Annotated in this window: 15 protein-coding genes, 1 tRNA gene and 3 pseudogenes; 8 read left to right on the top strand and 11 right to left on the bottom strand. The window is 37.9% G+C overall.

Annotation, left to right across the window (positions count from 1 at the left end):
- Positions 1-275 precede the first annotated feature (275 nt).
- A complete protein-coding gene (locus H6F92_RS04110; RefSeq protein WP_190356883.1) occupies positions 276-602 on the top strand; it encodes a helix-turn-helix domain-containing transcriptional regulator in 327 nt (108 codons plus the stop codon).
- A gap of 721 nt (positions 603-1,323) precedes the next feature.
- On the opposite strand, the gene H6F92_RS04105 is transcribed toward H6F92_RS04110, so the two are convergent.
- The 8 genes and pseudogenes from H6F92_RS04105 to H6F92_RS04070 form a co-directional block, all read right to left on the bottom strand.
- The gene (locus tag H6F92_RS04105; protein WP_265795668.1) at positions 1,324-2,370 is read right to left on the bottom strand and encodes a restriction endonuclease; all 1,047 of its coding nucleotides are present in this window, start codon (positions 2,368-2,370) and stop codon (positions 1,324-1,326) included.
- Positions 2,371-2,399: 29 nt separating this feature from the next.
- Positions 2,400-2,777, bottom strand: coding sequence for a hypothetical protein (locus H6F92_RS04100; RefSeq protein ID WP_190356882.1), 378 nt, complete (start codon positions 2,775-2,777; stop codon positions 2,400-2,402).
- Positions 2,770-3,769: pseudogene (locus tag H6F92_RS04095) on the bottom strand (IS630 family transposase). Before H6F92_RS04095 ends, H6F92_RS04100 begins: the two are co-directional and overlap by 8 nt.
- Positions 3,770-3,810: 41 nt before the next feature.
- Positions 3,811-4,497 carry an HsdM family class I SAM-dependent methyltransferase gene (locus H6F92_RS25715; RefSeq protein ID WP_242029999.1) on the bottom strand — a complete coding sequence of 229 codons (687 nt, stop codon included), beginning with the start codon at positions 4,495-4,497 and terminating at the stop codon, positions 3,811-3,813.
- A gap of 522 nt (positions 4,498-5,019) precedes the next feature.
- A pseudogene (locus tag H6F92_RS04085) lies at positions 5,020-5,683 on the bottom strand (IS1 family transposase); the annotation flags it as partial.
- Between the two features lie 304 nt (positions 5,684-5,987).
- Positions 5,988-6,061 (bottom strand) — tRNA-Val (locus H6F92_RS04080).
- Between the two features lie 46 nt (positions 6,062-6,107).
- Positions 6,108-7,007, bottom strand: coding sequence for an agmatinase (gene speB / locus H6F92_RS04075; protein WP_190356881.1), 900 nt, complete (start codon positions 7,005-7,007; stop codon positions 6,108-6,110).
- A gap of 464 nt (positions 7,008-7,471) precedes the next feature.
- The gene (locus H6F92_RS04070) at positions 7,472-7,969 is read right to left on the bottom strand and encodes a helix-turn-helix domain-containing protein (protein WP_190356880.1); all 498 of its coding nucleotides are present in this window, start codon (positions 7,967-7,969) and stop codon (positions 7,472-7,474) included.
- Between the two features lie 220 nt (positions 7,970-8,189).
- Between H6F92_RS04070 and H6F92_RS25710 the strand changes: the two genes are divergently transcribed.
- A complete protein-coding gene (locus H6F92_RS25710; protein ID WP_242029997.1) occupies positions 8,190-9,050 on the top strand; it encodes a PEP-CTERM sorting domain-containing protein in 861 nt (286 codons plus the stop codon).
- Positions 9,051-9,218: 168 nt separating this feature from the next.
- Positions 9,219-9,482: a DUF2442 domain-containing protein gene (locus H6F92_RS04060; protein WP_190356879.1), complete on the top strand. Its 264-nt coding sequence runs from the start codon at positions 9,219-9,221 to the stop codon at positions 9,480-9,482.
- Positions 9,483-9,785: 303 nt separating this feature from the next.
- Here the strand turns inward: H6F92_RS04060 and H6F92_RS04055 are convergent, their stop codons facing one another.
- Together H6F92_RS04055 and H6F92_RS04050 are read right to left on the bottom strand one after the other, a co-directional pair.
- A complete protein-coding gene (locus H6F92_RS04055) occupies positions 9,786-10,184 on the bottom strand; it encodes a type II toxin-antitoxin system VapC family toxin (RefSeq protein WP_190356878.1) in 399 nt (132 codons plus the stop codon).
- On the bottom strand, positions 10,181-10,426 hold the full coding sequence (locus tag H6F92_RS04050) for a type II toxin-antitoxin system Phd/YefM family antitoxin (protein ID WP_190356877.1): 246 nt from the start codon (positions 10,424-10,426) through the stop codon (positions 10,181-10,183). The genes H6F92_RS04055 and H6F92_RS04050 overlap by 4 nt, the downstream gene beginning before the upstream one ends.
- 356 nt (positions 10,427-10,782) lie before the next feature.
- Between H6F92_RS04050 and H6F92_RS04045 the strand changes: the two genes are divergently transcribed.
- Together H6F92_RS04045 and H6F92_RS04040 are read left to right on the top strand one after the other, a co-directional pair.
- The gene (locus H6F92_RS04045) at positions 10,783-11,046 is read left to right on the top strand and encodes a DUF433 domain-containing protein (protein WP_002757287.1); all 264 of its coding nucleotides are present in this window, start codon (positions 10,783-10,785) and stop codon (positions 11,044-11,046) included.
- Positions 11,030-11,356: a DUF5615 family PIN-like protein gene (locus H6F92_RS04040; RefSeq protein ID WP_002757286.1), complete on the top strand. Its 327-nt coding sequence runs from the start codon at positions 11,030-11,032 to the stop codon at positions 11,354-11,356. Before H6F92_RS04045 ends, H6F92_RS04040 begins: the two co-directional genes overlap by 17 nt.
- 32 nt (positions 11,357-11,388) lie before the next feature.
- On the opposite strand, the pseudogene H6F92_RS25705 reads toward H6F92_RS04040, so the two are convergent.
- A pseudogene (locus H6F92_RS25705) lies at positions 11,389-11,691 on the bottom strand (arginase family protein); the annotation flags it as partial.
- Between the two features lie 426 nt (positions 11,692-12,117).
- On the opposite strand from H6F92_RS25705, the gene H6F92_RS04030 reads away from it, so the two are divergent.
- From H6F92_RS04030 to H6F92_RS04020, 3 genes are all read left to right on the top strand, one after another.
- A complete protein-coding gene (locus H6F92_RS04030; protein WP_190356886.1) occupies positions 12,118-12,273 on the top strand; it encodes a hypothetical protein in 156 nt (51 codons plus the stop codon).
- Positions 12,274-12,431: 158 nt separating this feature from the next.
- Entirely contained in the window at positions 12,432-12,671 is a 240-nt protein-coding gene (locus tag H6F92_RS04025; protein WP_242029996.1) for a hypothetical protein, read from the top strand.
- Positions 12,672-12,918: 247 nt separating this feature from the next.
- Positions 12,919-13,206 carry a hypothetical protein gene (locus H6F92_RS04020; RefSeq protein ID WP_242029995.1) on the top strand — a complete coding sequence of 96 codons (288 nt, stop codon included), beginning with the start codon at positions 12,919-12,921 and terminating at the stop codon, positions 13,204-13,206.
- Positions 13,207-13,286: the final 80 nt, after the last annotated feature.

Here is a 13,286-nt window from a genome sequence, read left to right as displayed (position 1 = left end):
TAATCCATAATTTTGCTAATAAACATAGCAAAATTATAGATGATTTCCTGACCTAAGATCACATTTTATTCTTTTTTCCACTTCAATCTAAGAATTGAGAAAAAAGCAAAACCCTCCATTATACCATAAAAAAATTATGCAAGAGGTCTAAAGAAAAATCAGCAATCTGATATTAATCGTGCTAAAGAATTATACCAAGAGTACAAAAGAAGAAAAAAAGAAATTAGCAAAGAGCAAGCAACTGACAACGATAATAGAGATAAGAGGTAGTTATTATGGCACTAACTAGAGATTTTAAGGAAACTGTTAATGCAAGAGTACAAAGAGATTCTGAATTTACAATTGCTTTACTTGATGAAGCTATTTCTCTTTTCCTAAATGGTGAACCAGAAACAGCAAGATTAATTTTAAGAGATATTGTTAATGCAACTGTAGGTTTTGAACAGTTAGCAATTGAAACCTCTAAACCTAGTAAAAGTTTACAGCGAATGTTATCAGCAAAAGGTAATCCAACGATGGATAATTTGACTGCTATTTTCAATGTTTTGCGGAAAAAACTGAATGTTGATATTCAGGTGAAAACGATGGTTATTTACCATTAAAAATTACTGATGCCAGAAATTTATAACAGCATGGAAAATATTAATAGGTGAATCTTAACGATATACGAAAAAACTCTTGACATTATAACTAAATTATGTGTAATACATTTGACTAGATTGTTTGGCGTGATCAACGTAAACTTTTCGTCTAATAAATAGTTAAGCCGTTTCCTAAGCTAGTGAGGTACACCTATTTTTCTTCCCTTTTGCCGTTCGGACCTCGGCGTGAGACTTCGGCGTGAGCTTTTGTCGGACGCTCGGTCGAACGCTGATCTCACTGCCGAAGCCTTTTGCCTCTTGCATGAGTGCCTAAAACCCATAACTTTTGTACCTCAGCAGACTGCAAAACGCTATATATATCTTCAAATAAGGTGCGATCGCCTTCATTAGCATTTTTAAAAGCCTGTTTTAGTTCTTCTGCATTAGTTAAAATTTCATTTCGTTTTTGATTAATTCGTTGTTTTTACAGAAATTCAAATAAATAATCTCGATCTTCTGTGGGTAAATTTTCGAGAGATTTAATAATTTCCTGTAACGTCATCATAGAACCTCCTAAATTAAGTAAATTCTAGCTTTGGTAATTCTATTTTAATCTATAAGTTCAGTGGTTGGAGTTGTCATCGCCCAAAAATCAAGACTCACAATAATAGAGAGCGCACTATGCTTATTTATTTACGACTGTTTTTGTAGCCGCTATTTTTCTGTCAGCATACAAAACAACCTATTTTATAACGAGTTTTTGAATAGCAGAGATAAAAGTTTCCATTATTGCGTAATTTGGTTGGTTGTTTTGTGTTGGGAGTTTCATTGTTAAATTTAAACTTTGAGAACTCCTTAATTTTTTACCAAAATCAAATTTCCCAGATATTGATTTTTCCATTGATGTTGCAAAAAAGAGCATTACTTCTTTTGAATATTCTCTTTCGTCATTCCAATATACACCTGTATCATCACCTGCTCCAAAATAATAATTTCGATAAAAAGTATTGCCAAAAATATCTACTGTAATTGAATTTTTTGGAAAACTTGCCACAGGGTTTGAAATATAATTTACAACTCCTGTATTTGTTGTACCAGCCATTACAAAAGGAATATTGCCAGAAATTTGGTCGTCTTTTTTAAGTCTTCTACCTTGAACAATTTTATTAAAAATACTTTGATATGTAAATCTGCCAAACGCTATTTTTCCTTTTTCAAAATCATCTAAAACCTGTTTTTCTTCATCTGTTAAAGTATAATCTTTTAAACCAGTAGCTAATAAATACGCTTCTAACTCCGCTATACGTTCTGCTTCTAACTCCGCTATAAAACTTTCCATAAATTTAAAATCTATTTTGCCATTTTTTGTAGGTAGTTTTATAACTGTATTTTTTAATTCGATTTTAGTCGCTTTATGATTATAAGAATATTTGCGTTTTATAACCTTATCTATTGAAGCAACAATAAACATTTGATTTGTTTTATTTAGTTTTTCACACTGCAATACACTTGTTGCGCCGTGACCATCTTTTAAGTAAAAAGGTGTTTCTAAATAAACAATATTTTGATTATTTGAATGAATTAAAATTGTTGGTTTTCCACTTTCATTATTTAAAACTTTTCTTGTTAGCTGATGATAGGAAATTATTCCATTATTTATAGTTGCTTGTCCGTAAAACGGATATATTATTTCTGTTTCATCTTTTAATTCTTCAAGTTTTAGAGGGTCAATTTCTTTTTGTGATTGCCATTGTAATACGTCTTCAATTCTGAACTCGCCCCACTCCACATTTTTCAATTTCTCATGAAGTGGGGTTTCTACTTTCCCAATCTTTCCTCCTCTGTACTTTGTTGTCTTAGAATATTAGAAACTTCCCAAGCTAAATAATCACTTACTGTTTTCTTGAAATCCTGTAAAGTAGGTTTAGTGTCAATAGGTGCTGTTTGATTCCAGTCACTACCATTTTTTGGATCAATAGTGCCTTCATAATATTCTTTTTCAGTAAAAATATTGAGTTTGCTTTTACCAAAACGGACCAAGTTTACCAACTCTTCGTAGCGTTCTTTGGCGCAGTCAGTGTCTTTTAAGTTGTTGCTGGATTTTTTGCGATTGGTACGAGTGTAACCATCGTTTGAGAAATCAATAAACTTTACTATTTCATCTTTATGGTGTTTTTCATTTAAGTACCTAGGCAAAATTAATTACATACTCGCCTCCAAAATTGTCCAGCACTTTTTTAACGTAAGCGAGGAGGCTCTTTCGGTCTTTATAGGCACTAAATTCAATCCATTCATATTTTAAAAATCTCCATAATATTTCAATTAAATTTAAATGAGGTGAATAAGTGGGCAACCAAAATATTTTCAAGTTTTTCTTTTCCCATTCCTCAAGTTTCTCCCTAAATGCATCGCTGGTATGAATGGAAGCTTGGTCAATTATTATGACAGTTTTTTTCTGTATATTTTGGCAATATTTATCCAGAAAATTAATAACTATCTCGCTAGTAACCGTTCCCACCTGTGTCTCATAAAATAATTGATTATCTCGTTTCATTATTCCTAAAATATTTAGTCTTTTACCTTCAATTGGTGGTAACTTTATTGTGGTTTTTTCTTCTGGCCAAGCCTAAGGAATACAAGGCTTTGAATCCCATCCCATTTCATCCAAATATCCTATCTCAATCTCTCCTCTTTTTTCCTGTTTTTTGAGTTCTTCTAAAATAGGTAGTTTGACCTCAAGCTCCCACTCATCAGGGGTTTTGCCCATCCCTCTTCTCACCCTTTTCCACCTCATGTTGATTTTTTTTATCAGTCTTTTTATCGTGTCTTTGCTTACGGTTAATTTCCCTTCTTCTACAATTTTGATCTGGATTTTTTTTTAAGCTTTTTGGTTCTTCTTTTACCCAGTCAATAACTTGTTGGCTTTGTGCTTCTGTCAATTTAGGTTTTCTCCCTCTTCCTCGACGATTATAAAAACCAATTAGTTTTCTATCTTCCCAAGCCGTCAACCAATTATAGATGGTCTTTCTCGTAACTCCAAATATTCCGCTCAATTCTTCTATCGTGGTTCCCTGAAAACTTAAGAGTATACATTTCGCTCGCTCTCTTACTTGATGATGTTTACTAGCTCGATAAATTCTCTCTAGCATTTTCTGGCTCTCGGGGTTTAGGTCTCTAATAAATCTCATTGTATTTTCCTGCTACTTCGTTTCTTCATGTATTATACTTCTTAATTTTTTATTTGGGTAATTAATTTTGCATGACTACTTACTTTAAAAACATATATATTGGTTTGTACACTAGATTTACCGATAAACAAGTCAATCGGCATTTTAATACTTGCCAAAAGGGTATGTTTTTCTAATATTTTTTTGTTGTATTCTTTAGCTCTACCTGAACCAGCAGAATTTTGAATAATAATAGCAGCATAACCTTTGTTCATCATTCCAAGGGCTTTTTCCACAAAGTTCATCCCATTACCATTCGCAGAATATGGAGGATTTAAGACAAAAGCATCAGCAGGGAATTTGCTATTTGTTTGACCAAAACCGTAGTTCCCATCAAAATCTTTTATAGAGTCTTTATTTAAAATATTAGAGCTGCCGTCGCCCATCAAAATCATATTTAGAATTGCCAACATATACACACTTGAAAGCAATTCTAATCCCAGCAATTGCTCGGTTTTTATTTTAATTTCTTTTTGAGTAAGTTCTTGAGGCGAAGTAATATTATTTTTCGCATCAATAAGCATTTCATTCATCGCGGCAACTAATAAACCTGCCGAACCTGTGGCAAAATCCCACACATAAGAATCTTTGTTTACTCGCGCCAATTTTACTAAAAGAGTAGCGATATAAGATGGGGTAAGCACTACATCGTTTAGTTTGTCTTGCGAAAAACCAAGCCAACTATACATTTCATTAAAAAGTTTTCCTGTAAAATCAGTAGTTAAGCCTATTTTATAATATATTCCTAGATCATCTACAATTTTGCTAAAAACTCTTTTGAGTTGACTTTCACCATTTTCAACTTTATTGATATTTTCAGTTAATAATGTATTGGATAAAGTTCTGATGATTAAATCTTTCTTGTCTTGAGGTAAATCTTTTTTATTTAGAAAAGCATTAATTCGATTAATTAAAATATCTCCATCGCGTCCACCAATAAATGTTTGTGATTTTAAATCATTTTTTTCAAGTACAGGAACTTCATTTGGGATACCAATTGTTGCAATAATTGAAGCTGCAACAAGATATACACGATCATTTTCTCCTAAACCTTTTTCGTTTTGATAAATATCGTTGTTGAGTTTTACTAAACTGGCATCAATTTCTTTTTCTCGTTGCTCTTTTAGTTTGTCAATTTCTTCCTGTGATAGATTTAATGTTTTGGTGGTGATTCGGTAGTAGTGATGGCGGCTTAATCCTTTGCTTTGCTGTGCATTGTAGTCATGGATAAAATACCAAAGGGTTCCCCAACGTGATTCTCCATTTTTTTAGAGAAAGATAGACTCTCTCTCACCAGCCGAGAAATCCTTTGTCGAAAGGTATTATTTAATCTTTCAATAGGATTAGTTTGACCAGTTTCTTGACCGACCGGTCGATGACGTTTACTGGGAATTACTGTCTTATAGGACTCCCAAAAGTCTGTGTAAGCAACCGCACATTGTCGGTAAACGCCTGGTAAACTAGCCCCAAAGTTTTTTGGCTGATTGACGACTCCTATCTCCGCGCATAGCCACCAATAATTTCTCTTGTATTTCTATCAATTAACCGCCAAATATAAAGCTTTATTGTCTTAGAAAAAACCCAAGACCACATCTCATCACATTCTCTAACCAATTTACCTTTTTGTTTGTCTGAAACCTTTATTTTACGGGGGACAGCCGCCAGTTTATTGTTGACATAATTTGGTAACCATGACCAACTTACCCCTGTTACTCTAGCAATTCCTCGTCAGGAAATTCGTTCGAGCAAGAGTTGATCAATTAATTGTTTGGTTTCGTCAGCTCCGGTTTTATTAGTGGGATTGATCACAAACTGACGACCACATTCTTTACATTGACGTTTGGGTTTTCCCTTAGGAATAGAACCATTCTTGATCCTATGGTGAGAACCACAATTAGGACAGGGGAACGGAGGTGAACTAGGGGGGGCACTTTGTTCGGTGCTAGACTGATATTTGAGTAAGCCAGACAGGAGCCAGAAAAAGATATTTATCAGAAAAGTCATGATCAAGCTAGAGGTTTAAAGACTGAGCGGGTTCCAATTATTTTTATTAATAAATATTTGACACAATTCATACCAGGTAAGCAAGAGAGCTACGCCACTACTACCGAATCATTACCCAAAAGAACAGCTAGTCTAGGAACTGCTGCTCATGCCTAGAACTAGGGTAGATGCTTTATGGACGTAACTGGATTCGAACCAGTGACCCCATCGATGTCAACGATGTACTCTAACCAACTGAGCTATACGTCCGCACGGATCGCTATTATAACACGATTGCTCCTAATTAGGCAAGCCCCTAGGCAATAAATTGATAGCCAATTAACTTATAAATTAACTTGGCAGTGGTAAATTCCGAGACCACCGAATCACTAATCGGGGCCAATTCCATCACATCGCAGCCAATCACCTGATGAGTTTGGAAAAGACGACGGAGAAAGCCTAGGGTTTGATGCCAACTTAACCCCCCCGGTTCAGGTGTTCCCACCCCCGGAATTAAAGCGGGATCGATGCCATCCACGTCTATGGTTAAAAATACCTTCTCGGTGGTAATTTTGGCGATCGCTTTTTCGATCCAATCCGCATCCCTGGCGATATCTCGATCCCAAATCACGGGAATCTGCTGTTTAGCGATTAATTCCGCTTCTTCTCGACAAATAGCCCGAATTCCCACGGGTAAGGTCGGTAAGCCCATTTCTAACACCCGACGCATCACGCAGGCGTGGTTATGGTGGGAGCCTTCGTACTCAAAACGCATATCGCCATGGGCATCAATTTGAACCACCGTAAAAGGTTCCGATAAAGCTTGTTGGTAAGCTTGTACTACTCCCGTGGTGATAGCGTGTTCACCCCCGACGGCGACGACAAATTTATCATCGGCAATTAGACGGGAAACTGTAGCTGTGGTGACGGCTAACATCTCCTCGGCGGACAATTGCGGTTGTTGACGGGTATCGGCGATCGCAGCATGGGTATAGATGCCCACTTCTAAACAGGTTTCCCTCTTAAGTTCCTCATCATAAGCTTCCAATTGTTGGGAAGCGGTAATCACCGCCGCCGGTCCAGTTTCACAACCCTTGCGATAGGTGGTGGTGGCCTCGTAGGGAATCGGCAGGATCACGGCCTTAGCTGTGGCGTAAGATGCGATCGCTTCACTCCCTAAAAACTGTTCGCTACCGGTGGCGCAAGACAATAACATGGGCAAGTCACAGAAAATTTTAGTCCAATCTTCTATTATAAATATTTTGACTATTTTTGTCTATTACAGACTTTCTTATCAACCTGAACTGACCCCAAATATATCTACTGCAATAGCAAAAAACCCTTATCCATTAATGGATGCAACCCTTAACTTTTCTTGGTGTACCCATGTTTATTGTAATATTTCTCAATGGACAGGGAGGGAGCATATTTGCTAAAACCGAGTTAGATTTATTGGGGGTTTCCTTGATTTCTACCGGGTAAGGGGGCATCAGAAATTCTCTTAATCCCTCCCAAAGCACAGGTTATGGCCTTTTGTCAAGGGGGAATTTCGGATCAACACGAAGTATAAGCTAATTTAGTATTGACGACTGGCTCCCCAAAACGAAAACTTCGTATCTCACTATTGAGATAACTGCTGTAACGATAGCTTAACACCCGCTACCACTGTCAACCCAACTTCTAATTAGGTTGCTTGGGTTTTTCAAGTTGCTCTTTAACTAATTCTAAGGGAAGTTTTAACACTCTAGCAATTTGTTCCACGGTTAAGCCTTCCTTCATCAATTCTGTAGCGATTTCGAGTTTATATTCTTCTTCTGGATCAAATTTTTGTAATTGGTTTTCTGGTAGTTGATTACAGATATGACCTTTATTAATTTGGACACCGTTAACGACATTATTGTTAGCGACATTATAATAATACCTTCGCAGACTAGACCTAAGATTAGCTTTATTAACTTCTTCTCCTAGAATTTCCGATAAGGTTTTCCATAGCTTACCGGCTACATCCTTGACATATTTCTCGGAACGATGATGATTTTTAGCGATTTCTGTGTATTTTTGGTGATTAATCACCCCTTCTAAGATTTCAGACTGAACATCATCTAAATTCTCTCCTGTATAGGAGAAGATGAGATTATCAACAGTTGTAATTAAAGAGTGAATATCAAAATTGTTCATTTTTACACACAGAATCAAGATTAATAAGCTTTTACCTGACATTATATGACATTATAAGGTGTACGGTCAATTTAATATTATTTTTAGATTTAAGTTATTTTTCTTAATACTGCTTTATATAGCTTTATATAACTTTAAAAGCCTTGACAGTTAATTGTGGGGTGTTTATTATTCCAAAAAGGTTTTTTTAATCTCAACACACTAAACAAGGAGCAAAACTATGAAATTTCCTTATTTAAGCAGGTGGTGTGGTACTTTAACTCTAACTGTTTGTACTTCTACCTCGTTTGTGGGTATTGGTTTGTTGTCTAATAGTCCAGTATATGCAGATACCCCAGAAGAATATTTCTCTAAATTCGCAGACTGTCTTGTTGAATATTTTAGTGATCCTAATGGCTTTAAACAATGTGAACAAGAAGCCAAGGATGCTTTTTTTAAACAACTTGATGATGCAATTGAACAAGGTAAAAAAAGGGGAAAGAAAAAAGATGGACAACATTTACTCTTGCCGCCACAGAAGCCTCAAAATTCCTTGCAACTAACTGTTAATTCAAGCAATTCTAGTTTGAATAGTTTTTTTACTGATATCACTCTAGCGACAGGTGTTACCTCTCTTAATCTGCAAGATTATAGCTTTACTATTGGATTGGAGACAACTGCTAATTCTAATGTATTTATTGCTAAACTCATAGGCTTAGATTATACCTATACTCCTTTTTCACTAACAGGTTTTTCGGATAATATTAACCGACAAACTTTGAAAAATAATTCTCCGTTTTCCACTGGCATATATTTCCTTGATACAAATGAAATATTTGTCTTGTTTGAATCTGAATGGTCAAATGAATATGGACAAAATGTAGCCACTTCATTAGTTAGGTACGAAATACAATTATCTACAGACTTAGATGGTAATGTTACTTCGATTAAAGTAGGTAGTGATGGTGATGTAAGACCAGTTCCCGAACCCACCTCAACCCTAAGTCTTCTTTCCCTGGGAATACTTGGTGCAGGTGCAACCCTAAAACGGAAAGTAAAACGCTCTCATTCCCTCGAAAAAGAACCCAGTAACGTCGGTTAAATTGCTTTTTTGTATAACTCATTCCCCCTTAATTTTAGACCAGTTGAGGGGGATTTTTATGCTCTTGCTTCTCCCTCGTGTATTTTTAACTTAATATTTGCTATAATAAACAAAGGGTAAGCATCAATCATCTTCAAGCGATAGAAACTATTATTGAGGAACGACAAAATGAACTTAGAAATGCTTGGACAAAACACTTCTCAAGCTGAAGTAACTCATATTTCTTCCCATGGAATATGGATTCTGGCAAACAGTGAAGAAATGTTTCTTTCTTATCAAGATTTTCCTTGGTTTCAAGATGTCACTATTAGACAAATTTTAAATATACAAGAGCCTTTTCCCGATCATTTTTATTGGCCAGATTTAGATGTAGATTTAAGCAAAGAAATTATTAAAAATCCTGAGAGATTTCCATTAAAAGCTCAATCCTAGTGTGCGATGCCAAAGGCACTGCGTAGCAGATCGCCGATCTGGTAGGGTGCGTTCCCTAATGTAACTTCTACCGATCCACCGATCGATTTTTGGGGAACGCACCATGGACATTGATTGGCTGTAAGAACGATTTCTGCAAAGGCTGTGAAATTGAAGGCTCTTGTGCAGGTCAGTGTCAAGTCACTTTGGAGTCTTCCAGAAATGACAGTCAATTAGTTGCAAAAATGTGCGAGTTAATAATTGTAACTACACAGAATTTGGTTCACGAATATCTAGAAGGCAGCTGAAATTCTGTGTTTATAACTAAGAACTAGCTGCCCAAAGCAAAGACACTTCATATTGATTAAATGTTGAATCCGCACTCACAAGTGTCATATCTTCTACCTGAGCTTGTGCAATCAGCATTCGGTCAAAAGGATCACGATGATGTAAAGGCAATGCAGCCGCCCGCAAAGCATGAGAAGCATTGATCTCTAACGATCTAGCTCCTAGTTGGGTCATTCGAGTAGAGACATAATCATCTATTTGCTCTGGCAGTGACAATTTACCGATTGAAACTTTAATTCCCATCTCCCAAACACTGGCAACAGAAAACCACACTTCATTGCTTTCGTTGGCAATTTGTTCAATTACATTCTCACTTAACTTGTCTGGTTGGACAAACCACCACAGCCAGCATTGTGTATCCAGTAAAATTCTCACTCCGCACCACCCTCAAATGCTCCCAAAATATCTTCTGGTAAAGGAGCATTAAAATCATCTGGTACGGTAAACATCCCTCGATCTTGTCCTAAACTAGACCGTCGATCTAAAGATGTCCGAAATGGAACAAGTTTAGCAATTGGAATACCTCGGTTTGAAATAACGATTTCCTCTCCGAGTTCCACACGGGACAATAGCCGAGAAAGGCTTGTTTTAGCCTGATGAATGTTTACAGTTTCCATGCTCTTAAAAAACTAAGTCCACAAACTAAGTTTAGTTTAGTTGCGGTGATTCTGCAAGGGCAAGTTAGTTTGAATTGCGATGCCGAAGGCACTGCGTAGCAGATCGCCGATCTTGTAGGGTGCGTTCCCTAATGCAACTTCTACCGCTCCACTAATAGATTTTTGGGGAACGCACCATGCACATTGATTGAAGTTGTAAGTCTAGGCGTTGCAGAATCAAGGTATGAATGCCAACTGTGCATCGTATCCAAAAGTTAGTTTGGGTCTAGCGGCAAGATGTAGGCAGAGTAGTCAAGTGAAGTGTCCCATGCCTGAGCCTCACCTTGTATAGAGCCGACAAATGACTTTAGGATACAATGACGATAAAAGCTAGTAGCCAGTTGGATATATTTGTTATGGCATTAATATCCCGTGTTGTTCACAGTGATCCCGACATTCTAGGGGGAACCCCTGTTTTTGTAGGAACTCGTGTGCCGATGAGAACCCTACTTGATTATCTTGAGGCTGGTGATTCATTAGAGGTATTTCTAGACCATTTTCCCAGTGTCAGTCGAGAACAGGCGATCTCAGCCCTTGAATTAGCAAAGGAAATGTTGACAGCCTATGCGAATCCTGCTTGATGAATGCGCCCCACGCCCGTTAAAGCGTGAGCTTGCCGATTACGAGGTATGCACAGTTGTTGAGATGGGATGGTCAGGGAAAAAGAACGGTGAGTTGCTGAGGCTGATGAGTCAGGAGGGTTTCACGATTCTCCTCACTACAGATCAAAATTTGCGTTATCAGCAAAATTTACAGCAAACTGGAGTGGCAGTTATTGTTCTTGTAGCAACCAGCAACAAACTTTCTGACTTACTTCCCCTAATGCCAGATGCCTGTAGCGTATTAGATAAAGTCTCTCCAGGAGAAGTGATTGAAGTTGGAGGCTCCTGAAAGTTGTGTTGGCGAAAGCAGCATAACTCCGCATCCCTGGCGATATCTCGATCCCAAATCACGGGAATCTGCTGTTTAGCGATTAATTCGGCTTCTTCTCGACAAATAGCCCGAATTCCCACGGGTAAGGTCGGTAAACCCATTTCTAACACCCGACGCATCACACAGGCGTGGTTATGGTGCGATCCTTCGTACTCAAAACGCATATCGCCATGGGCATCAATTTGAACCACCGTAAAAGGTTCCGATCAAGCCCGTTGGTAAGCTTATACTACTCCCGTGGTGATAGCCTGTTCACCCCCGACGGCGACGACAAATTTATCATCGGCAATTATTGGTTTCCTGCGGGCGATAATCTGGAAATATAGCCATCAGTTGGGCTGCTTCATATTGCTGTAACAAAAAACAATTATCCCCCGATAGCGATCGCTAAAGGTCGAATAATTATCAATTTTTGTCAAGAGGTGCGGTCAGATATAGGAATCATCGCTAGAAAGAATGAGCCTAATTGTCAGGAATTTAGTTAAACAAGGTTTTTGGCAATATGCTAATCTGGCTAACAAGCTTTTGGGCGTGATATAGGGAAAAGTTCTGGCGATTGCGCCTAAATGAAGTGATATACAGAAAGTTGACCCATATCTTTACTCTGGAGATTGTTATACAGAAAGTTGACCTATAATATGTGGTTAGGTGTTTGAACACCCTCCACTCTCTCTTTTGTCCGAAATCATGAATTGAACAAATTTACTGGGGACTTAAGCATGACTACATCTGAAAGCGCCCGCTATCTTATGGCAAGAACGAACTTAGCATTTGAGCATCCTGAACTTGCAGCCTCTCTAGTGGGACTTAGGCATTTTCGGGCAGCAAAAAAGGCTCAAACCATTACGGGACAAAGGGTTAACCTCGATTTATGATTTTCCTTGATCTATCTGGGTTTCAGCGATTTTGGGCTTCTCGAAGTAAATCCCAAGCAGGGATTGGGGTTGAGGCTTTTCTCGATTTGTTTTTTGTCTAAGTCCCACTAGGGGATGCTGCCAAATGTTGGTCTTGTAAAATTGGGCTAAACGTAGGCTTGGGCGCAGTCATTGCTGCTGCAATTGCGGCGGCAGTTGCCACTGGCGGACTTGCCCTTATTCCAGAAGTTGCTGTGATTGCTGCGGCTACTGGTCTTTCAGAGGCAGTAGTGGTGGAAATTTTATCAAGTGTTGTTGGTGGAGCAGCAGCTGTAGAGCTTATGATTGAAGAACTCTGTCAAGCTATGGGGGCATATTTAAAGAGAGAGCCCCTATATAATGGTAATTCTATAGGGTAAAACTTTTGGCTTGAGGGGTGTTGCAAGTTTGTATTATGAGGATTTATTTTGATATTGGGACTTAGACAAAAAACAAATCGATAAAAGCCTCAACTCCAATCCCCGCTTGGGATTTACTTCGAGAAGCCCAAAATCGCTGAAACCCAGATATATCAAGGAAAATCATAAATTGAGGTTAACCCTTTGTCCCGTAATGGTTTGAGCCTTTTTTGCTGCCCGAAAATGCCTAAGTCCCAATATGTGCAGCTTGCAACGCCCACTTGATACCAAGACGCAAATTCGAGTTGCTGTTGAAGCTGAGGCTATTCTCAATGTCATCGCATTGTGGGAAGCTGGGCAATTTGAGTTAGTTTCTTCACAAGCCTTAATGTTTGAAGCTGAACAAATTACGCCTTCTCCAAGAAAAGCATATATTTTAGAAGCGTTATCGAAGGCAGACTTATTTCTCCAACCAAATAAGCAAATCGAAGAACGAGCGCAAGTATTTGTCAACTCAGGTATAGTAAAGTTTCAATACAAATATGGTCAGATATAGTCAGGCATAGTAATATATAGACATGAGACGCTCAGACTAGGCAAAAAAAGCAGCAATAAGTTATCGAACGGCTTGGAGGT

This window comes from Microcystis wesenbergii FACHB-1317 (genome assembly GCF_014696875.1).
Classification (GTDB): domain Bacteria; phylum Cyanobacteriota; class Cyanobacteriia; order Cyanobacteriales; family Microcystaceae; genus Microcystis; species Microcystis wesenbergii_A.
Note: the sequence above shows the minus strand (reverse complement) of the source record. Positions and strands in the feature narration are given on the sequence as shown.

Coding starts and splice junctions, on each gene's coding strand:
- speB (WP_190356881.1), bottom strand. CDS start 7,007: ATGTTATTGTCTTGCGCCACCGGTAGCGAACAGTTTTTAGGGAGTGAA.
- H6F92_RS25715 (WP_242029999.1), bottom strand. CDS start 4,497: ATGTATAGTTGGCTTGGTTTTTCGCAAGACAAACTAAACGATGTAGTG.
- H6F92_RS04060 (WP_190356879.1), top strand. CDS start 9,219: ATGAACTTAGAAATGCTTGGACAAAACACTTCTCAAGCTGAAGTAACT.
- H6F92_RS25710 (WP_242029997.1), top strand. CDS start 8,190: ATGAAATTTCCTTATTTAAGCAGGTGGTGTGGTACTTTAACTCTAACT.
- H6F92_RS04050 (WP_190356877.1), bottom strand. CDS start 10,426: ATGGAAACTGTAAACATTCATCAGGCTAAAACAAGCCTTTCTCGGCTA.
- H6F92_RS04110 (WP_190356883.1), top strand. CDS start 276: ATGGCACTAACTAGAGATTTTAAGGAAACTGTTAATGCAAGAGTACAA.
- H6F92_RS04045 (WP_002757287.1), top strand. CDS start 10,783: ATGACGATAAAAGCTAGTAGCCAGTTGGATATATTTGTTATGGCATTA.
- H6F92_RS04030 (WP_190356886.1), top strand. CDS start 12,118: ATGACTACATCTGAAAGCGCCCGCTATCTTATGGCAAGAACGAACTTA.
- H6F92_RS04070 (WP_190356880.1), bottom strand. CDS start 7,969: ATGAACAATTTTGATATTCACTCTTTAATTACAACTGTTGATAATCTC.
- H6F92_RS04040 (WP_002757286.1), top strand. CDS start 11,030: ATGCGAATCCTGCTTGATGAATGCGCCCCACGCCCGTTAAAGCGTGAG.